The 19,569-nt window shown below is 74.3% G+C and carries 14 protein-coding genes; 8 read left to right on the plus strand and 6 right to left on the minus strand.

The features are described 5' to 3' along the window. Positions 1-111 precede the first annotated feature (111 nt). On the plus strand, positions 112-1,737 hold the full coding sequence (lnt, locus tag ACZ7BZ_RS05595; protein ID WP_470357235.1) for an apolipoprotein N-acyltransferase: 1,626 nt from the start codon (positions 112-114) through the stop codon (positions 1,735-1,737). Here the strand turns inward: lnt and ACZ7BZ_RS05600 are convergent. From ACZ7BZ_RS05600 to ACZ7BZ_RS05610, 3 genes are all read right to left on the minus strand, one after another. Further along, the gene (locus ACZ7BZ_RS05600; RefSeq protein ID WP_470357236.1) at positions 1,713-2,474 is read right to left on the minus strand and encodes a VOC family protein; all 762 of its coding nucleotides are present in this window, start codon (positions 2,472-2,474) and stop codon (positions 1,713-1,715) included. The two genes, lnt and ACZ7BZ_RS05600, sit on opposite strands and share 25 nt — an antisense overlap. Before the next feature lie 135 nt (positions 2,475-2,609). After that, positions 2,610-3,518: an NADP-dependent oxidoreductase gene (locus ACZ7BZ_RS05605; protein WP_470357237.1), complete on the minus strand. Its 909-nt coding sequence runs from the start codon at positions 3,516-3,518 to the stop codon at positions 2,610-2,612. 222 nt (positions 3,519-3,740) lie between these two features. Further along, positions 3,741-4,616, minus strand: coding sequence for an AraC family transcriptional regulator (locus ACZ7BZ_RS05610; RefSeq protein ID WP_470357238.1), 876 nt, complete (start codon positions 4,614-4,616; stop codon positions 3,741-3,743). 442 nt (positions 4,617-5,058) lie between these two features. Here ACZ7BZ_RS05610 and ACZ7BZ_RS05615 point away from each other — a divergent pair, with 442 nt between their 5' ends. Next, on the plus strand, positions 5,059-5,688 hold the full coding sequence (locus ACZ7BZ_RS05615) for a GTP cyclohydrolase II (protein WP_470357239.1): 630 nt from the start codon (positions 5,059-5,061) through the stop codon (positions 5,686-5,688). A 131-nt stretch (positions 5,689-5,819) separates the two neighbouring features. Here ACZ7BZ_RS05615 and ACZ7BZ_RS05620 read toward each other — a convergent pair whose 3' ends face one another. From ACZ7BZ_RS05620 to ACZ7BZ_RS05630, 3 genes are all read right to left on the minus strand, one after another. Next, positions 5,820-9,047: a protein kinase domain-containing protein gene (locus ACZ7BZ_RS05620; RefSeq protein WP_470357240.1), complete on the minus strand. Its 3,228-nt coding sequence runs from the start codon at positions 9,045-9,047 to the stop codon at positions 5,820-5,822. Between the two features lie 562 nt (positions 9,048-9,609). Further along, entirely contained in the window at positions 9,610-11,730 is a 2,121-nt protein-coding gene (locus ACZ7BZ_RS05625; protein ID WP_470357241.1) for a putative bifunctional diguanylate cyclase/phosphodiesterase, read from the minus strand. A 172-nt stretch (positions 11,731-11,902) separates the two neighbouring features. After that, complete coding sequence (locus ACZ7BZ_RS05630; RefSeq protein WP_470357242.1) at positions 11,903-12,709, minus strand: SAM-dependent methyltransferase; 807 nt, start codon at positions 12,707-12,709, stop codon at positions 11,903-11,905. Positions 12,710-12,979: 270 nt separating this feature from the next. Between ACZ7BZ_RS05630 and ACZ7BZ_RS05635 the strand changes: the two genes are divergently transcribed. The 6 genes from ACZ7BZ_RS05635 (at position 12,980) to egtD (ending at position 19,408) form a co-directional block, all read left to right on the plus strand. Continuing rightward, complete coding sequence (locus tag ACZ7BZ_RS05635) at positions 12,980-13,462, plus strand: SRPBCC family protein (protein ID WP_470357243.1); 483 nt, start codon at positions 12,980-12,982, stop codon at positions 13,460-13,462. Beyond that, positions 13,459-14,718: an aminotransferase class I/II-fold pyridoxal phosphate-dependent enzyme gene (locus tag ACZ7BZ_RS05640; protein ID WP_470357244.1), complete on the plus strand. Its 1,260-nt coding sequence runs from the start codon at positions 13,459-13,461 to the stop codon at positions 14,716-14,718. The genes ACZ7BZ_RS05635 and ACZ7BZ_RS05640 overlap by 4 nt, the downstream gene beginning before the upstream one ends. A 264-nt stretch (positions 14,719-14,982) precedes the next feature. After that, positions 14,983-16,269, plus strand: a complete 1,287-nt coding sequence (gene egtA / locus ACZ7BZ_RS05645; protein ID WP_470357539.1) for an ergothioneine biosynthesis glutamate--cysteine ligase EgtA — start codon at positions 14,983-14,985, stop codon at positions 16,267-16,269. Next, positions 16,266-17,642: an ergothioneine biosynthesis protein EgtB gene (gene egtB, locus ACZ7BZ_RS05650; RefSeq protein WP_470357245.1), complete on the plus strand. Its 1,377-nt coding sequence runs from the start codon at positions 16,266-16,268 to the stop codon at positions 17,640-17,642. The genes egtA and egtB overlap by 4 nt, the downstream gene beginning before the upstream one ends. Beyond that, complete coding sequence (gene egtC / locus ACZ7BZ_RS05655) at positions 17,642-18,391, plus strand: ergothioneine biosynthesis protein EgtC (RefSeq protein ID WP_470357246.1); 750 nt, start codon at positions 17,642-17,644, stop codon at positions 18,389-18,391. Before egtB ends, egtC begins: the two co-directional genes overlap by 1 nt. Positions 18,392-18,436: 45 nt before the next feature. Further along, the gene (gene egtD / locus ACZ7BZ_RS05660; protein WP_470357247.1) at positions 18,437-19,408 is read left to right on the plus strand and encodes an L-histidine N(alpha)-methyltransferase; all 972 of its coding nucleotides are present in this window, start codon (positions 18,437-18,439) and stop codon (positions 19,406-19,408) included. Positions 19,409-19,569 lie beyond the last annotated feature (161 nt).

The following is a 19,569-nucleotide window of genomic DNA, read 5'->3' on the forward strand; positions in this document are numbered from 1 at the left end:
GGTTCGGGCTCGGTCCGGTGGTGCCCATGACCGGCACCGTTCCAAGGACCGGCGTCAACCACGTGAACCGCCATCTGGCACCGGGCGTCGCCCGAGCGGACAATACGGGGCATGTCGCGCCGCAGCGTTACCGCCAGCCCAGCCCTGAGCACGGCCCGCACCGAGGAACGTGAGCCGCGCAGACCCCACCGGTACCGGGCACGGGCCGGGGCGCTGGCCGCCGGGGCCGTGCCCGTGGTGGCGTTCCCCGCGCCGGGGCAGGCGTGGCTCGCCTGGGTCGCGCTCGTGCCGGGGCTGCTGCTGGCACAGCGGGCGCCTTCGGGGCGGGAGGCGGCGGTGCGCGGCTGGTGGTTCGGCGCGGGATTCATCCTGACCGCGATGTACTGGCTGGTGCCGTCCGTCGGACCGGCGCTGCCCGTCCTCGCGGTGCTGTTCGGGGCGCTCCAGGCCCCGGTCGGGTACGCGGTGCACCGGCTGCTGCGCCCGCCGCTGACCGGCCGCCGGGCACTGCTCGCGCTGCTGGTCGTCCCCGCAGTGTGGGTGAGCGCCGAGTACGCGCGCTCCTGGCACGCACTCGGCGGGCCGTGGGCCCTGCTCGGCGCCACCCAGTGGCAGCACCCGGCGATCCTCGGACTCGCCGCGGCGGGCGGGATCTGGCTGGTCAGCGCGGCGGTGGCGGCAGTGAACACCGGGGTGCTGATCGTCCTGACGGCCGTCCACCGGCGGCCCCGGGCGCTCGCCGCGCTGGTGACCGTCCTGGTGCTGGCCGCCGGTCCGCTGCTGTTCGCGCTGCGCCCCGCGCCGACGGGGGCCGGTGCGGTGACGGTGGCGCTGGTCCAGCCGGGCATCGTCGAAGACCCCCAGGCCCGGTTCGACGCCAGCGCGCGGGCCACTGCCGACCTGGTCGGACAACCAGTGGACCTGGTGGTCTGGGGCGAGAGCAGCACCACCGCCGACCTGGACCGCGACCCGGCCTCCCTGGACGCGCTGCGTCGGCTCGCGGGCACCACCGGCGCCGAACTGCTCGCCGGGGAGGACGCCCGCAAGGCCGACGGGCGGATCTCCAAGGACGCGGTGCTGGTCTCCCCCGACGGGGTGGTGGACCGCTACCGCAAGATCCGCCTGGTGCCCTTCGGCGAGTACATCCCGCTGCGGCCGCTGTTCGGCTGGATCGCCGGGGTCAGCCGGGCCGCGGGCGAGAACCGGGCCCCCGGCACCGCCTTCCACGTGCTGCCCGCCACCGACCGCTCGGGCCGGCCGCTGCCGGTCGGTGCGCTGATCTGCTTCGAATCGGCCTTCCCCGACATGGCGCGCACCGCGGCCCGGGACGGCGCCCGGATGCTGGTCTACCAGTCCTCGACCTCCACCTTCCAGCACACCTGGGCGCCCGAGCAGCACGTCTCGCTGGCCGCGATCCGGGCCGCCGAGACCGGGCGCCCCGCCGTCCAGGCCTCGCTGACCGGGGTCTCCGCCGCCTTCGACGCCCAGGGCCGGGAGCTGGCCCGGCTCGGCACCGACGGCAGCGGCGCGCTGACCGTACGGCTGCCGCTCACCGCCCCCGGGACACTCACCTGGTACGACCGGATCGGCGACGTGGTACCGCTGGGCGCGCTGCTGGTCACGGCGGGCGCGGCGGTCACGGCCTGGCGCACCCGCGGCCCCCGGCGGCGGACCGCCGGGACTGCGGTCACGCGGTCAGAGGGGTCGAGCGCTCAGCCCTCGACGCCGTCGCGGTAGACGCCGAACGGCGCGCCCTGGGCGTCCCGCAGCACGGCGATCCGCCGGACCGGCATGGAGAAGGCGGGCATCAGCACCTCCGCACCCATCGCGACCGCGCGGTCGACCGTGCCGTCGACGTCGGCCACCGAGAAGTACGGCAGCCAGTGCGGCGCCACCTGCGGCGGGAAGCCGTCGTCCATCACCACCATGCCGCCGAAGTCCTCACCGTCCAGGCCCCACTGGGTGTAGAACTCGGACCGCGCGACGGACCAGCCGAAGACCGCCGGGTAGAAGGCCGTCGCACCGGCCGCGTCCCGGGTGGCCAGCTCCGCCCAGCCCAGCGAGCCGGGCTCGTTGAACACCCCGGCGCCCTCGAAGGCACCGGCCTGCCAGAGGATGAAGACCGCGCCCGACGGGTCCGCGGCCACCGAGAAGCGGCCGAGGTCGCGCACGTCGGTGGGCTCCTTGAGGACCTTGCCGCCGGCCGCCTTGATCCTCGCCGCGGTGGCCTCGGCGTCGGCGACCGCGAAGGCGACCGTCCAGGCCACCGGCTGCTGCGGTGCGTAGCGCGGGGTGACGGCGGCGGCCGGGGCCTCGCCGAGGAACATCTGGGTGTAGCCCTCGTCCTCGGGGCGGACGTCGCTGTCGGGGCGCCAGCCGAACAGTTCGGCGTAGAAGGTCCGGGCGGCGGCCGGGTCGTCGGTGCCCAGCTCGACCCAGCACGGGGCGTTGGTGGTGACGGAGGTCTGCTTCATGGCTCCCGGCTCTCGGGTCTGGGGTGTCGGGTCTGGGGTGTCGGGTGGCGGGTGGCGGGTGTCGGGTGGCGGGTGGCGGGTGTCGGGTGTCGGGCCTGGGGTGTCGGATGTCGGGTCTCGCAACGCTGCACTGGGTCAGGAGACTTCGAGGATCACCTTGCCGCGGGCGTGCCCGGACTCGACCTCGGCGAGTGCCTCGGCGGCGTCGGCGAGCGGGTAGCGGCCGGTGACCTGCGGGTCGAGGTCGCCGGCGGCGACCAGCGCGGCCAGGGCGGCGAGGGTCTCGGGGGTGGTCGAGCGGGTGACGTAGCTGCCGCCGAGTTCGGCGACGGTGACCGGATCGGCGGTGCTGACCAGCTCGGTGCGCTCGGCGCGGACGTCGGCCACGGCCCGCAGGGCGTGGCCGCCGACCAGGTCCAGGATGCCGTCGACACCGTCGGGGGCGGCCTCGGCGATCCGCGCGGCGACGCCGTCGCCGTAGCGGACCTGCGTGGCACCGAGGGATTCCACGTACGCCCGGTTGGCGTCGCTCGCGGTGCCGACCACGACCAGGCCCTGGCTGCGGGCGATCTGGGCGGCGGCGCTGCCGACCCCGCCCGCGATGCCGAGGATCAGCAGCGTCCGGCCTGCGCCCAGGGCGAGTTGACGGACGGCGTCGTCGGCGGTAGCGACCGAGACGCAGAGCGCGGCGGCCAGGTCGAAGCTGACAGCCTCGGGCTTGAGGGCGCTCATCTCGGCGCGCAGCAAGGTCTGTTCGGCGAAGGCTCCGGCGGCGACCAGGCCGAACACTTCGTCGCCCGGGGTGAAACCGGTGACCCCGGGGCCGACCTGCTGCACCACTCCGGCGGCTTCCTGGCCCAGCACGGCGGGGAGTTGACGTTCGCGGCCGAGGAGGCCGCGGCGGATCTTCCAGTCCACCGGGTTCACCCCGGCGGCCCGGACGGTGATCGCCAGTCGGCCGGGGCCGGGATCGAGTACGGGGCGGTCGAGGAACTCCTGGGTCTCCGGGCCGCCGTAGTCGACGAAGCCGAATGCCTTGACCATCGGTGATCCCACTCCTCGGGTAGCGGTCTGCGGCCCCTGCTCCCCCGCCCCAGCATGCGGGGCAGGGCGGTATGGGGGCGGGCGCTGGTGGGCCGAACGGGGGTCGGGGCGGGGAGCGGGGACGGGGGTGGGCGAACAAACGACAGCTGACGGATGACAGATTTCGAAATCTGTCATCCGTCAGCTGTTATCTGTTTCTTGTCTTCTGTTAGTCGTCAGCCGTCAGTCGCGCACAGTCCGCGTCACCGGAATCCAGAGCTCTGCGTCGGTGTCGCCCGTCCCCGGGATGAAACGGGTCTTCAGGATCTCCGGGCCCGGCCGGGCCTCGTACGGATTGGACGGGAACCACTGGCTGTACGTGTCCCCCCACATCTCCTGCAGCGCCTGCGGGAACGGCCCGCTGTTGCTGAACACCGCCCACGTCCCGGCCGGGACGTGCAGGACGTCCAGGTCGTCCGGGACGGCAGCGTCCTCGCGCGCCACCACCGCGTGCCAGTAGTCGAGTTCGGACCCCTCCTCCCGGTTGGGCGAGAAGTCGTCGGTCACCGAAACGATGCCGAGCGGGTCCTTGCCGGTCAGGGCCGTGATCCGCTCGACGGTCTCCGCGCCGAGCCCCTTGATGAACTCGGCGATGTGTGGGTTGACGCCCCGGTAGATCAGGGGCACCCGGGCCTTCCTGCCGACGATCCGGAAATCCGGCTTCTCGATGATCCGGTACTGCATGCTGCTGCTTCCCTCCACGATGAGTCGGAAGGACATCCGGGGCTGAGAGATGAGCGTCGCACCGTCGCGCCGGGCCTCCCCGGGCCCGACCCCGTGCATCGCCCGGAACGCCCGGGCGAACGCCTCCCCCGAGGTGTAGCCGTAGCTGACCGCGATGTCCAGCAACGTACGTCCGCCGTCGAGCACTTCGGCCCCGGCGACGGTCAGCCGCCGGCGCCGGACGTACTCCGACAGCGGCATCCCGGCGAGCATCGAGAACAACCGTCGGAAGTGGTACTCCGACGTCATCGCGATCCGCGCCAGTTCGGCCACGTCGATCTCTTGGTCCAAGTGCCGTTCGATGTGCTCCATCGCCCGGTTCAGGTGCTCCAGCACGCCAACCCCGTCCTTCCTTGCTGATCACCACCGTAGGAAGGACCCACCCTGCCGTACCCGACGATCGGTGCCCGCGCCGGTCGGGTGCCGATCGCCGGGTGACCGGCCGCGACCAAGGCCGGGCCGCGACCAAGGCTCAGGCCGGGCACAGGCCGGAGCCCGGACTCAGACCAGGTCGCAGTGTCCACACCCCCGCTCCCACCCCTTCCGCATGCTGGTACGCCGGACGGGAACAGGCGGAGCGGGCGGGGTGTTGTCCGCCTCCGTGGTCGGAGCGGTCACTGGCAGTACCCAGTTGTTCAAATTGGAACAAACGGGTACGGTCGACCTCCGAACCGATCGGATCCCCCGCGGATCCCCCGCGGGTCCATCCGGATCCGAAGATCCAATCCGGTCCAACCCGGTCCAACCCGGTCCACCCCCGATCGACGGAGGCCCGTCCATGCCTCAACCCGGCTCCGCCACGGTGCGCTCGCACGTGCGCATCCCGCTCACCTTCCCCGACGGCTACCGCGCCGACGCGGAGGTCTCCACCTTCCACGGCCTCACCGACGGCGCCGAGCACCTGGCGCTCGCCCTCGGCACCGTCCCGGACGGCGGGACCCCGCTGGTGCGACTGCACTCCGAGTGCCTGACCGGCGACGTCTTCGGCTCGGACCGCTGTGACTGCGGACCGCAGCTTCGCGAGTCGGTGGAGCGGATCAGCGAGGCCGGCGGCTACCTGCTCTACCTGCGCCAGGAAGGCCGGGGCATCGGCCTCTACAACAAGCTCGACGCGTACGCCCTGCAGGACTCCGGGCTGGACACCTACGACGCAAACACCGCGCTAGGCCTGCCCGAGGACGGCCGGGACTACACCGCAGCCGCCCAGATGCTCGCCGCGCTCGGCGTCGACGGCATCGACCTGCTGAGCAACAATCCGGACAAGGCCGCCCAACTGGCCGGGCTAGGGATCACCGTCCACCGGCGGGTGCCGACCGGCGTCCACCTGTCGGCGAGCAATGTGCGCTACCTGACGGCCAAGGTGGAGCGGACCGGGCACTCGATCGAGCTCTCCCGACTGGTGGGCTGAGCCCGGCGGACGGCGATGGCCGGCAGCCGACGGCGGGCGGCGGGCGGCGAACAGCTGACAGATAACAGATAACAGATAACAGATTTCGAAATCTGTTATCCGTCAGCTGTCGGCCGTTCCCCCGCCCTCCCTCACGTCCGTCCCCGCACCATCCGCAGCACCCCGTACGCCGCCAGCGGCAGCGCCACCAGCAGCGCCGCCCAGAAGGCCCCGTGCCCCCACCAGTCCGCGACGGCGTCGAACAGCCCCTCGAACACCGGGATCCGCAGCGCCTCCACCGGCCCCAACGCTCCCGGCCAGGCCCCCAGGAACAGGGTGCCGAGGATCCAGCCGACGAACAGCACCCGCGCGGTGACCAGCGTCCCGAGGGTGCTCAGCAGCGACACCGCCGCCAGCAGGATGACGAACCCCGCCTGGTAGGCCGCACCGGCCTGTCCCGTCCCCCAGGAGTCCGGTGTCCGGTGCACCCCGGTGGCCGCGAGCCGCACCTCGACCGCCGCCCACAGCAGCAGGACCAGCACCCCGGTGCCGACGAGCGCGAACCGCAGCCGGTCACGCGTCCCCGCCCGGCCGGTGCCCCACGCCCGCGCAGCACCCGCCACCCCGGAAGCCCCCGCAGCCCCCGCAGCGCCCGCCGGCCGCGCCGGTGCGCCCGCGACCCGCGCCGCCCGCTCGGCCCGTCGGTCGAGCTCCCGCCAGCCGTCCCGGACCCGCCGTCGGGCTTGTTGGGCGGGCTTGAGCAGCCGGTCGGCCGCCCGCTCGATCAGCACGACGGCCGCCACCAGCGCCACCACCGCCGCGATCCCGGCCCAACTCCCCATCCCTCCCTCGAACATGACCACCCGATCGGCCACCGCCTGCGGCGCCTCCACGGCCGTCATCGGCGGTCCGAGCCGCAGGTAGCCGATCGCGAGGGCGCCCGCGCCGGTCAGCAGGGCCGTGCCGAACCCGACCGGGGCCGGGAAGAAGGCGAGCACGGAGGCCGCGACGAAGGCCGCGCCCAGTTTGCCGACCACCTGCTCGGCCGCCCGCTGCCCGGCGTGGCGCAGCGGCCCGCCGAACAGGTCGGGCGAGAGGTCGAGTTGGTGCCCGGACTCGATCGGGTAGCGCAGCACCGCCCCCGTCCACAGCAGCAGCCCCAGGCCCACCACCAGCAGCGCGACCGCCGCCACCCGGCGCGGCAGCATGGTGCGGGCGTACGGCCACCAGAGGCGCAGCCGGGCCGCCCAGTCCACCGGCGGCCGGCGGTGCCGCTCGCGCCACAGCCGGGCCGCGCGGCCGGCCCGCGCCCGGCCCTCCCGCAGTACCGCCGCCTCCGCCTCGGGCCCGGACCGCTCCACCCGTCCCCGGCCTCGCTGCCGCAGGGCCTCCGCGGCCACCAGCGCAGCACGCCCCGCGACCTGCTCCGGCTCTGCCCCCACCGCCCGCCGTCGCAGTGCCGACCAGCGCCGGCGCACCACGTCCCGCGGGGTGGCCGCCGCTGGGTCGGGCGCCGGCCGCCGAGCCGCCGAGCGCACCGCCGTACGGGCTCCGGCACCCGCCGTCAGCGCCCCGTCCACCACTGCGGCCGCGACCACCGCGGCGAGCTCCGACACCCGTACCGGCAACGGCAGCCGGTGCAGCGCGGCGGGCAGCGGGGAGAGTCTGCCGAGCAGCCGGTGGCGCTCCTCCGGGCGGATGCTCAGCCACACCGCCAGTCGGTGGGCCTCCTCGCGCTCCTCCGGGCTGAGCCCGCCGTCACCGCGCCGGCCGCCGCCGACGGTCCGGGCGGTGCGCTCCACCTCGGCCAGCACGTCCGGGAGGGCGGCGAGGGCGAGCAGCCGCGAGCAGTGCTCGCCGGAGCACTCGGGGTGGAAGCAGTCGTAGCGCGCGGCGACGGCGGGGGCGCCGCCGCGGACCAGTTCGTCGATGAGCGCGGCGCCGTCCGGCTCGGTGACGACGCGTTCGAGGCCGGCCGGGTCGACCGGCCGGTCGCGGTAGTGCGGGACGGCGGACGGGGCGTATGCGGCGCCGAGGGCGAGCACGGCCACGGCGGCCACGGCCTCCCGCCGGGAGCCGGGCGAGCGGACCACGTCGGTGAGGTAGTGCAGGTCGAACACGGAGTCCTGGACCTCGTCGCGCAGCCAGTCGCGCAGCCGCTCCGCGCCCACCGCCGCCAGCCAGCGCGCCGCCGCGCCGGAGTTGCGCAGCAGCACCTCGGTCAGCCGGGCCGGGTCGGTGAACGGGTCACCGAGGAAGGTGATCGGCCGACGGGCCTGCGGGCGGCGACGGACCACCTGCGGGCTGCCGCCGGCCAGCCAGCTACGGACCTCCCGGGCGGTCCAGCGGTCCTCCGGCTTCTTGGTGAACAGGCCCTGGAGCAGCAGGAGTTGGCGCTGGTCGGAGACGGCGCTGAGGTCCACCTCCTCACCCATGACCAGCTCCAGCTCCAGGTCGTGGTCGGCGGCCCGCTCACCATCCGCGCCGACGAACCGGGGGCGGCCGACGAACAGTTCGTACAGCACGTTGCCGAGCCCCCACCAGGGCCCGGCCTCGTGGTTCTTGCCGGCCAGTTGCTCCGGGGCCATGTAGGCGACGGTAACCATCATCGCGGAGGTGAAGCGGCGGCTGTCGGTGAGCCGGTCGACGCCGCCGAAGTCGGCGATCACGAACTCCCCGGGCCCGCGGCCGGGTCGGACCAGGATGTTGGCCGGCTTGAAGTCCAGCGGGTTGCGCTGGATCCGCCGCTGCCAGAACTCCAGCAGCGAGACCAGCTCGTAGACGATCTGCTCGGTGGTCCGCGGGTCGGCCTGGGCGCCGTCCCGGCGCAGCCCGGCGACGTGCGCGGAGAGGGTGACCGGCAGGTACTCCATCGCCACCCAGTCGACCAGCGCGCCGTGGTGGCGCACCCGGCCGAAGTCGATCAGGTGCGGGACGTGCCGGCGGAAGCCGTCGTTGCGCAGGTGGGTGAGCAGGTCGTGGTCCATCGGGTGGCCGACGACGGCCACCTTGACTGCGGCGTCGGCGCCGCCGTCGGTGCGCCGGACGTACCAGACGGTGCCCTCGGCGCCGGCGCCCGCCTTGCCCAGCGGGGTGAAGCGGCCGCGCAGGGCGTCCGGGAAGCCGTCCTCGGCCGGGCCGGGCCCACCACCCTCCGGACCGGTCCCGCCGTCCGGGCTCGGCCCGCCGTTCGGGCCGGGCACACCGTTTGAACCGGAAACGCCGTTCGGGCTGGGCCCCGGGCCGATGTTGTCCTGCCAGGACGGGCCGTCCGCGGAGCGGGGCCGCACCACCTCGGTGACGGCCTCCGGGTCGAACCGCCCCGGGGTGCCGGGCCGGACCTTCGTCGCGGCCTCCGGGTCGTGGCGCGGACCGGGCATCCGCCGGGTGTCGGCCTCCGGGGTCACCCTGCCGGGCCGCCGGGCGCCGAGTCGGGACGGCCGCTCCGAACCGTAGCCCGCACCGGCCCCTGCACCGGCTCCCGCGCCCGAGTCGGCACCGCCCCGTCCCCCGCCCTGGGCGCCGCGCCGCCGGTCCCACGACCTCCGGAACCGCGAGCCGCGCTCCCGCGACCCCCAGTCGACCCTGGTCCGCGGCGGCTCTCCCGGCCACCCCTGGGACCGGTCCCCCTCGGCCGGGCCGGCGCCCTCCGTTGCGCCCATGGCGGCGCTCCCCTCCCCGTGCCCCCGGGCCGGTGCGAAGGCCGTGACCACGGGCGCACCGGTGCCGGGTGGTGATTTTGACGCGCCATCATCCCGCATACCGGCCGGGGCCGTAGGACGGTTTCCGGAACGGTTCCGGAACGCTTGCCGGAACGGGACCGCGCCATGACGACCGCGCCACGACGGCCGCGCCACAGGGACCGCGCCACGGGGACCACGACGGGACGACTCCGTCACGACGACTCCGTGACGGGAACGGGCGCCGGCGGAGGAGCGGGGATCACCCCGCCTCGACCGGCCGCCCCTCCGGCTCCTCGACGATCCGGCGGGCGATCTCGGCGGGCCGCACCGGGCGGCCGAAGTGCCAGCCCTGCGCCCAGTCGCAGCCCATGCCGCGCAGCCGCTCGGCGTCCTTGCGGGTCTCCACACCCTCGGCGGTGACGTTCAGCCCGAGCGTGTGCGCCATCGACACCAGGCCGCTGACGATGCGCCACCCGGTGGCCCCGTCCTTGGCCGGGTCGTGCAGGTCGCCGACGAAGGAGCCGGCGATCTTCAGCCCGGAGACCGGCAGGTCGCGCAGGTAGGCGAGGTTGGACCAGCCGGTGCCGAAGTCGTCCACCGCGAGGGACACGCCGAGGTCGACCAGCCCGTGGAGGGTGCGCAGCGCCTCGTCCTCGGGGCCGACCACCGTCGACTCGGTGATCTCCAGCTGGAGCCGGGCCGGGTCCAGGCCGGTGTTGTCCAGGATCCGGGCGAGGTCGGTGACCAGCGCGGCGCTGCGCGCCTGCCGGACGGCCAGGTTGACGTTGAGCTGCGGCGCGGCGTCGCCGTACCGCTTGATCCAGTCCGCGGCCTGGCCGCAGGCCTGCTCCAGCACCCAGCGGCCGAGCGGCATGATCAGCCCGGTCTCCTCGGCGGTGGTGACGAACTCGTCCGGGCCGAGTACCCCGAGCTGCGGGTGGCGCCAGCGCACCAGCGCCTCCACGGCGGCCATCCGGCCGTCGGCGAGGCGGTAGAGCGGCTGGTAGTCGATGAAGAACTCGCCGCGGTCCAGGGCGGCCGGCATCCGGACGGACACCGCGTAGCGGCTGACCGCGCGGGCGTTCTCCTTGGGGTCGAACAGGGTCCAGCGGCCGCGGCCGGCCTCCTTGGCGCGGTACAGCGTCAGGTCGGCCGCCCGGACGGCGGCGCCCGGGGTGGTGGTGGACACCCGCCGCTCCAGCACCCCGACGCTGGCGCCGACGGCGAGCTTGTGGTCGCCGATCAGCACCGGCCCGGCCAGCGCCTTGAGCACGGTCTTGGCGGCGGCCACCGCCTCCTGCTCGCCCCGGCAGCGCTCCAGCAGCACGACGAACTCGTCGCCGCCGAGCCGGGCGACCAGGTGGCCGAGCGGGGTGAGGGCGGCCTTCAGCCGGGCGGCGACGGCTGACAGCAGCTGGTCGCCCATGTCGTGGCCGAGGCTGTCGTTGACCACCTTGAAGCCGTCGAGGTCGACGTAGCAGAGCCCGAAGCGGTCACCGGGCGCCGGCTCCTCGAAGAGCTTCTCCAACCGTTCGAAGAAGGCGGCGCGATTGGGCAGGCCGGTCAGCGGGTCGTGGGTGGCCTGGTGGCGCAGCCGCTCCTGGAGGCGGTAGCGGTCGGTGACGTCCTCCAGCATCGCGACCTGGTACTGCGGGACGCCGTCGTCGTCGCGGATCAGCGAGACGGTCAGGTGGGTCCAGACCACCTCACCGTCCTGGCGGTAGTACGGCTTGTCGAACTGGAAGTACTCCCGCTTGCCGCTGATCAGCTCCTCGTACGCCTCCCAGACGCCGGGGGTGTCCTCGGGGTGGACGAGGTCGTCGACCCGGCGGCCGATCATGTCGTCCGGCCCCGCGCCGAACAGCTCCTGCACGGCCTTGTTGACGGCCAGGATGTTGCCGTCGGTGTCTCCGATGGCGATGCCGATCGCGGCGCTCTCGAACAGGGCGCGGAACCGGGCCTCGGAGGCGCGCAGCGCGCGTTCGGCCTCCTTGCGGGCGGCGTCGGCAGCGGTGCGGATGGCCTCCTGCTCGCGCAGCGTGCGCTCGCGCAGGGCGTTCGCCCAGCCGGCCGCGAAGGCTCCGGTGAGAGCGGGGCCGCGGTCGTCGTGGGCCGGTTGGGAGTGCAGCAGCTCGACCGCGCGGGCGAGCAGCACGGGGTCGGTGAAGTGGGCGTCGACCAGTTCGGCGGCGGCCTGGGCGGCCAGCCGGGGCTGGAACGGCTCGTCCTGCTGGGCGCGGTGCAGCAGCGCGGCGGTGCGCGCGACCAGCCGGCCGAGCAGGCCGGGGTGGACGGCGGTGCCGTGGTCGGCGGAGAGCAGCCGGGACCAGTCCTCGTGGAACCGCTCGGCGCTGCGGCCCGCCGGGCTCGCGCCGCTCATCCGGCCGCCCCGGTTCCGCCCTGCGCGCCGGACCCGGCGGCACGCGCGGCGAAACGACCGGCGGTGCGGCCAGTGGTGCGCATGGTGCTGCGGCCGGTGGTGCGCACGGCCGGGCGTCCGGCGGCCGTCCCGTGGCGGGTACGGCCGCCGGTGGCGCGCCGGGTGAGACCACTCAAGGGCGGAACCCCACGCCCGCCACCCCAGCGATCCGTTCGGGGTGTTCGCCGACCGTGCCCGGCTGGTCGGGGCGCCACTGCGGCAGGTGGACCACGCCCGGCTCGACCAGCTCGAAGCCCTCGAACATCGCGGTGACCTGATCGTGGGTGCGCATGGTCAGCGGGGTCGGGGTCATCCGGTAGAGCTCCTGGTGGTCCTCGGCCTGGTCCGGACGAGCTTCCAGGGAGGCGTGCGAGAGGACCAGGGCGCTGCCTGCCGGGAGCCGGTCGCGGATCGTGGCGATCAGCTTCCAGGGGTCGTCCTCGTCACCGACGAAGTGGGCGACGGCCACCAGTAGGACGGCCACCGGCTCACCGGCGGCGAGCAGCTCGGCCACCTCGGGGCGGTCCAACAGGTCCTCGACGTCCCGCAGGTCGGCCTGGACGACGGCGCTGTGCGGGTCGTCCTCGAGCAGCAGGCGGCTGTGGGCGACGGCGACCGGGTCGCGGTCCACGTAGACGACCTCGGCGCCGGGCCGGATGGCGCGGGCGATCTCGTGCACCGCGCCGAAGGTGGGGATGCCGGAGCCGATGTCCAGGAAGCGGGTGACACCGTTCTCGGCGAGGTGGGTCACCGCGCGGCGCAGGAAGGCCCGGTTGGAGCGCATGATCTGGGGCAGCTCGGGCCACAGGGCCATCGCCCTGCGGGCCATCTCCCGGTCGACCTCGAAGTTGTGGGAACCCCCGAGGTAGTAGTCGTAGACCCGTGCGGCGTTCGGTTTGTCCAGGTCCGTACCTTCCGGTACCCAGCTCGGTCGCCGCATGCCCGTGACTCCTTCACTCCGGTTCCGGGGGGCGCAGCCCCTGGAGGTGCTGCCGTGACTGATGAGACTACAAGCACACAAGATCCTCCCTCGCCACCCCGAACGGGTGCAAGCGGAGTGCACCCCTCCCCACGAACTGCGTTCTTCGCCCGGTATCCACGGGGCGTTCGAACCCTGCCGCCGGTGGGGCCCGCCGGACGGGCGCCAACTCGGCCGCGGACCGCGCCCGTTCACCCCTACCCTCGTGGCCCCAGGCCCTAGGGTAGGCGGGTGGATCCCAACCACTACCACTTCCGGGGCGCGTGGCGGCTCACGGCCCCGGCCGCTGCGGCGTACGCGGCACTGGAGGACGTCCGGAGCTACCCGCTGTGGTGGCCGGAGATCCGCGAGGCCCGGCAGACCGGCCCGGACTCCGGGCAGGTGGTGCTCCGCGCGCTGCTGCCGTACCGGCTGGTGATCGGCCTGGAACGGCGCCGGCACGACCCGGCGGCCGGGGTGCTGGAGGCGGAGATGCGCGGCGACCTCCACGGGTGGTCGCGGTTCACCATCACGGCGGACGGCCCGGGCGGCGCGGGGTGCCGGGTGCTGTTCGAGGAGGATGCCCGGCCCGGCAAGCCCCTGTTGCGGCGGCTCGCCCTGCCGCTGCACCCGCTGTTCCGGGCGAACCACGCGGTGATGATGCACCGGGGCCGACGGGGGCTGGAGCGGTACCTGGCGGGTGGCGGCGGCGAGCAAGGGACGGCGAACGGATGACAGACGACAACTTTCATCGAACAGATAACAGATTTCGAAATCTGTCACCTGTCAGTTGTTCGCCGACCCCCGGCCCCACCACTCCCTTCGATGCCGATGCCAACGTCGACTTCGACTTCGACTTCGACACCCCCTTCGACCGCACCGGCACCGGCAGCAGCAAGTGGGCTCGGGCCGCCGCCCCCGGGGTGATCCCGATGGGCCTGGCGGACATGGACCTGCCCGGCCCTCCCGCCGTCGCCGAGGCGCTGGAACGGCGCGCCCGCCACCGCGCGTACGGCTACACCGTCTGCGACCCATCCGGACGGACCCTGGTCGCCGACTGGTACCGCGCCCGGCACGGCGTCGAGGTCGACCCCGACTGGGTCCTACTGCTGCCCTGCGGTCCGCGCACCGCACTCCGCCTCCTCCTGGAGACGGTCCGGCCGCAGGCCCCCGTCCTCTTCCCCACCCCCGAGTGGGGCGGCTTCGCGCAGCTCTGCCGTGCGGCCGGGCTCCGACACCAGGAGCTGCCGCTGCACCTGGCCCCGAACGGCTACCGCCTGCCGCGCGGCCCGCTACCCAGCCCGGCCGCCGCCGTACTGCTGAGCAACCCGCACAACCCCTCCGGCATGGTCTGGCCGACCGGCGCGGTACGCGGTCTCGCCGCCTGGGCGGCGGAGAGCGGCGCACTGCTGGTCTCGGACGAGGTGCACGGCGACCTCACCCACCCCGGTCACCTCCACCCCGTCGCCGTCACCACCGCCGACCCGGCGCACCGGCGCTCCGTCATCACCCTCAACTCCGTCGGCAAGACCTTCAACTGCTCCGGCGTTCCCAGCAGTTTCGCCCTCGTCCCGGACCCCGGGCTGCGCGCCCGGCTCACCGACACCATGGCCGGCTACGGCCTCTGGGAGGGCGGCCTGCTGGAGCAGACCGTGCAGCGGGCCGCCCTGGGCGAGGGCGGCCCCTGGCTGGACGCGCTGCTCGCCCACCTCGCCGCCGCCCGCGCCCGGCTCACCGACCGCCTCGGCCCGGCCGTCCGCTCCATCCCGAGCGCCTCCTACCTGCTCTGGCTGGACGCCGCCGCCCTCGGCCTGCCGCCGGCCGACGCCCGCGCGGCGCTGCTGGAGCGCTGCGGCCTGGAGACCTCCGACGGCGCCGAGTTCGGCACGGGCGGCACGGGCGGCATGGGCAACGCCGGCTCACTGCGCCTCAACTACGCCCTGCCGGGCCCCGTTCTGGACATCGTCCTGGAGCGGCTCGACCGTCTGTGACCCCGGCACGTGCCGTCGGCCAGCCCCTGGCGGCGCCCCGCCTCCCACTGCCTCGAAACCTCCGCATTCACCCGTTCGCCACCCCCCTGACCTGCGGAAACGAACATTCACGCGATATTTGCGAAGCGGCCCCGCATGCTCCGTAGCAGACTGGGCAAGGTAGACCGGGCCGCAATCGTGATCCCGAGGATGGTGAGTCCGGCGATGCCGATATCCCGCACCACTCCGCCCGACCGGCAGAGCGCGCCACCGCCCCCCACCGGGGTGACCCCGTTGACCGAATCGGGGGCGCGCAGCCACGTGTCGGGCGTCTGTTTCAAGATCGGACCGCCCCGCCTGGTGGGGGTCGAGGTCGAGTGGTTCGTCCATGACGACCGATGTCCGAGCCGACCCGTTCCACCGGAACTGCTCCACGCCGCACTGGAGTCGCTGCCCCTGGGCGGTCCGGACGGCGACACGCTCCCCTCCGGTTCGCGCCTCACGCTCGAACCCGGCGGACAGGTCGAGCTCAGCTCCCCGCCCGCCACCGGCCTCCTGGCCTGCGTCGATGAGACCCGACGCGATCTGACCGCCCTGCGGGCCGCCTTCGCGGCCGAGGGCCTTCGACTCACCGGTACCGGGACGGACCCACTGGCCCGCCCCCGCCGGATGGTGCTGGACCACCCCCGTTACCTCGCCATGGAGCGTTTCTTCGACTCTGCCGGGCCCTGGGGTCGGGTCATGATGACCGGCACGGCGTCGGTGCAGGTGTGCCTGGACGCCGGCGACGCGGCCGGTCCGCACGCGGCCGAACGGCGTTGGCAGCTGGTCCACCGGCTGGGCCCGGTGCTGGTCGCCGCCTTCGCCAACTCCCCGATCCTGGACGGCAGGCCGACCGGCCACCGGTCAACCCGGCAGACCGTCTGGTCCCGGATGGACCCGAGCCGCACCCTCGCCCCCGAGCCGGACCACGGCGACCCGCGCGAGGCCTGGACCCAGTACGTGCTGGACGCCGAAGTCCTCTGCGTGCAAAGGCCCGAGGGCCAGCCGTGGACGGCGGCGCCCGGTCTGACCTTCCGCGACTGGATCCGCGGCGCCGACGAACGCCCGCCCACGCTGGCCGACTTGGAGTACCACTGCACCACGCTGTTCCCGCCGGTGCGCCCGCGCGGCCACCTGGAGCTGCGGATGATCGACGCCCAGCCCGGGGACGGCTGGGTGGTGCCCACCGCGCTGGTCACCGCACTGCTGGACGACCCGGTGGCCGCCGACACCGTACTCGCCGCGCTGGAGCCGCTCGATCGCGCCGGCGGCCCGCGCCCGCCGCGCAGCGAGGTCTGGCGCCGCGCCGCCGCCCAGGGCGTCGCCGACCCCGAGCTGCGCCGCGCCGCCCTCACCTGCTTCGCCGCCGCCGATGCCGCACTGGGCCGTCTGCCCGGCGCCGGGCGGCTGCGCGCCACCGTCGCCGAGTTCGCCGAGCGCTACCCCGCGCGCGGCCGCTGCCCGGCCGACGACCAACTGGACGCCCTGCGCTCCGGCACCCGACGCACTCCCCCGGAGGAGGCATCATGACCGACGTCCGACCGCCCGCCACCCCGGGGGAAGGCTCCGCCGAGCCGTCCGCGGGCAGCGAGGCGCTGCGCGGGAGCATCGCCGTCGAGCTGCTGGCCGCCCGCGCCCGGACCTCCGCGCTGACCGACTGCGTCGAGGACGCCGACCTCACCGCCCAGCACTCGCCGCTGATGTCCCCGCTGGTCTGGGACCTCGCCCACATCGGCAACCAGGAGGAACTCTGGCTGCTGCGCAACGTCGGCGGCCGCGACCCGATGCACCCCGAGATCGACCCGCTGTACGACGCGTTCCAGCACCCCCGGGCCGAGCGCCCCAGCCTGCCGCTGCTGCCGCCCGCCGAGGCCCGCGCCTACGCCCACGAGGTGCGCGGCCGGGTGCTGGACCTGCTGGCCGCCAGCCCGCTGGAGGGCGCACCGCTTTTGGAGGCCGGGTTCGCCTTCGGGATGATCGCCCAGCACGAACAGCAGCACGACGAAACGATGCTGATCACCCATCAGCTCCGCCGGGGCGAGCCCGCTCTGGCCGCTCCCCCGCCGCCGCCCGCGCCCGCCGACGTGGCCACCCTGCCGGCCGAAGTCCTCATTCCCGCGGGCCCGTTCACCATGGGCACGGACATCGAGCCGTGGGCGCTGGACAACGAGCGCCCGGCGCACACCGTGCAGCTGCCGGGCTACTTCCTGGACACCACCCCGGTCACCAACGCCGCCTACCAGCGCTTCATCGCCGACGGCGGCTACGACGAACCGCGCTGGTGGACGCCGGAGGGCTGGGAGCACCGCCTGCACGCCGGCCTGACCGCCCCGCTGTTCTGGCGACGAGAAGACGGCCAGTGGCTGCGCCGCCACTTCGGCACCGTCGAGCCAGTCCCGCCGAACGAGCCGGTGCTGCACGTCAGTTGGTACGAGGCGGACGCCTACGCCCGCTGGGCCGGGCGCCGACTGCCGACCGAGGCCGAGTGGGAGAAGGCTGCCCGGCACGACCCGGCCACCGGCCGCTCGCGCCGCTACCCCTGGGGCGACGGCCCGCCCGGACCCGAGCACGCCAACCTCGGCCAGCGGCATCTGCGCCCGGCCGCGGCCGGCAGCTACCCGGGCGGCCAATCACCCTATGGAGTACGCCAGTTGATGGGCGATGTGTGGGAGTGGACGGCCAGCAACTTCCACTCCTACCCGGGGTTCCGGGCCTGGCCGTACCAGGAGTACTCGGAGGTCTTCTTCGGGCCCGAGTACAAGGTGCTGCGCGGCGGCTGCTTCGCGGTGGCACCGGTCGCCTGCCGGGGCACCTTCCGGAACTGGGACTATCCCGTCCGGCGGCAGATCTTCGCGGGCTTCCGCACCGCCCGCAGCCTGGACCCCGCCCCGGGGGAGGCCTGATGTGCCGCCACCTCGCCTACCTGGGCGGCCCGGTGGCGCCACAGGAGCTCCTGGTGAATCCGCCGTACGCGCTGTACCGACAGTCCTGGGCGCCCCGGACCCAGCAGTACGGGACGGTCAACGTGGACGGCTTCGGCCTGGGCTGGTACGCGGACGGCGACGAACAGCCCGCCCGCTACCGCCGGGCCGGGCCGATCTGGGCGGACGCGACCTTCGCCGATCTCGCCCGGGTGGTCCGCACCCGGGCGCTGGTGGCGGCCGTGCGTTCCGCGACCGAGGGCTGCGCGGCGGGCGAGAACGCGGCCGCGCCGTTCGCCGCCGGGCGCTGGCTGTTCAGCCACAACGGCGCGGTGGCCGGGTGGCCCGGCAAGCTGGACGCCCTCGCCGCCCTGCTGCCGCCCGCCGAGTTGCTGGAGCTGGAGGCCCGCACCGACTCGGCCCTGCTGTGGGCGCTCACCCTGCACCGGCTGCGCCGGGGCGCGGACCTCGGCGAGGCGCTGGCCGGCACGGTGGCCGACGTCGCCGCGCACACCACCGGGCGGCTCAACCTGCTGCTCACCGACGGCACCGCGCTCGCCGCGACCACCTGGGGCGACACCCTGCACCACCGCGAGCTGCCCGGCCTCGGCACCGTGGTGGCCTCCGAGCCGTACGACGACGATCCGGGCTGGACGCTCGCCCCGGACGGCTCCCTGCTGCTGGCCGACGCCGCGGGCGTCTCCGTCCGGCCGCTCCCCCGCCACTACTGACCCTCCACTCTCCCTTCATCTTCTGAACAGAGGACCCACCCTGTCATGGACACCTTCGATCTCACCCGACTGCTGCCCGCCGACCACTTCAGCACGGCACTGCACCACGACGTCCGGCACGGGCTGACCGCCGAGCCGAAATGGCTGCCGCCGAAGTGGTTCTACGACGCCCGGGGCAGCGAGCTGTTCGAGGAGATCACCCGGCTGCCCGAGTACTACCCGACCCGCGCCGAGCGGGCCATCCTCGCCGCCCGGGCCGACGCGATCGCCGCCGCCACCCGCGCCCGCACCCTGGTCGAACTGGGCTCCGGCTCCTCCGAGAAGACCCGGCTGCTGCTGGACGCGCTGCGCTCGACCGGCGACCTGGAGGCGTACGTCCCGGTGGACGTCAGCGAGAGCGCGCTGGTCGCGGCCGGCACCGCGCTCGCCGCCGAGTACCCGGGCCTGGCCGTGCACGGGGTGCTGGCGGACTTCACCGCCCGGCTCGGCCTGCCCCCGGACGGCGGCCCCCGCCTGGTCGCCTTCCTCGGCGGCACCCTCGGCAACCTGCTCCCGCAGGAGCGCGCGGTCTTCCTGCGCGGCCTGCGGGCCGCCCTCGACCCGGGCGACTTCCTGCTGCTCGGCACCGACCTGGTCAAGGACCCGGCGGTGCTGGTCGCCGCCTACGACGACGGCGCCGGGGTGACCGCCGAGTTCAACCGCAACGTGCTCAACGTGCTCAACCGCGAGCTGGGCGCCGACTTCGACCCCACCGCGTTCGAGCACGTCGCGCTCTGGGACCGGGAGCAGGCGTGGATCGAGATGCGACTGCGCTCGCTGCGCTCGCAGACCGTGAAGATCCCGGCCCTGAACCTGCCGGTGCACTTCGACCGGGGCGAGGAGCTGCGCACCGAGGTGTCGGCCAAGTTCACCCGGGAGCGGGTGAGCGGGGAGCTGGCGGCGGCCGGACTGCGGCTGACCCACTGGTGGACCGACCCCGAGGGCCGGTTCGGGCTCTCACTGTCCGCCCCGGCGTGAGCCCGCCCGGGCGCAACGGGCCGAAGCCGCCCGGCCGCAGCGGCGACAGCAGCGGGGGCCCTCAATTTGCTTGTTCACCTTACGAATTCTCAGAGCAAAAATTGAGGCTCCCCGTCTACAAGCCTTGAACGAACAGGGGTTACGATCTCGGCTACCGAGCT

Source organism: Kitasatospora sp. NPDC036934, from assembly GCF_055608425.1.

Excerpts from the sequence above, each read along its gene's own strand:
- lnt (WP_470357235.1), top strand. The coding sequence starts at position 112 with ATGTCGCGCCGCAGCGTTACCGCCAGCCCAGCCCTGAGCACGGCCCGC.
- ACZ7BZ_RS05600 (WP_470357236.1), bottom strand. The coding sequence starts at position 2,474 with ATGAAGCAGACCTCCGTCACCACCAACGCCCCGTGCTGGGTCGAGCTG.
- ACZ7BZ_RS05605 (WP_470357237.1), bottom strand. The coding sequence starts at position 3,518 with ATGGTCAAGGCATTCGGCTTCGTCGACTACGGCGGCCCGGAGACCCAG.
- ACZ7BZ_RS05615 (WP_470357239.1), top strand. The coding sequence starts at position 5,059 with ATGCCTCAACCCGGCTCCGCCACGGTGCGCTCGCACGTGCGCATCCCG.
- ACZ7BZ_RS05620 (WP_470357240.1), bottom strand. The coding sequence starts at position 9,047 with ATGCCCGGTCCGCGCCACGACCCGGAGGCCGCGACGAAGGTCCGGCCC.
- ACZ7BZ_RS05625 (WP_470357241.1), bottom strand. The coding sequence starts at position 11,730 with ATGAGCGGCGCGAGCCCGGCGGGCCGCAGCGCCGAGCGGTTCCACGAG.
- ACZ7BZ_RS05630 (WP_470357242.1), bottom strand. The coding sequence starts at position 12,709 with ATGCGGCGACCGAGCTGGGTACCGGAAGGTACGGACCTGGACAAACCG.
- ACZ7BZ_RS05640 (WP_470357244.1), top strand. The coding sequence starts at position 13,459 with ATGACAGACGACAACTTTCATCGAACAGATAACAGATTTCGAAATCTG.
- egtB (WP_470357245.1), top strand. The coding sequence starts at position 16,266 with ATGACCGACGTCCGACCGCCCGCCACCCCGGGGGAAGGCTCCGCCGAG.
- egtC (WP_470357246.1), top strand. The coding sequence starts at position 17,642 with ATGTGCCGCCACCTCGCCTACCTGGGCGGCCCGGTGGCGCCACAGGAG.
- egtD (WP_470357247.1), top strand. The coding sequence starts at position 18,437 with ATGGACACCTTCGATCTCACCCGACTGCTGCCCGCCGACCACTTCAGC.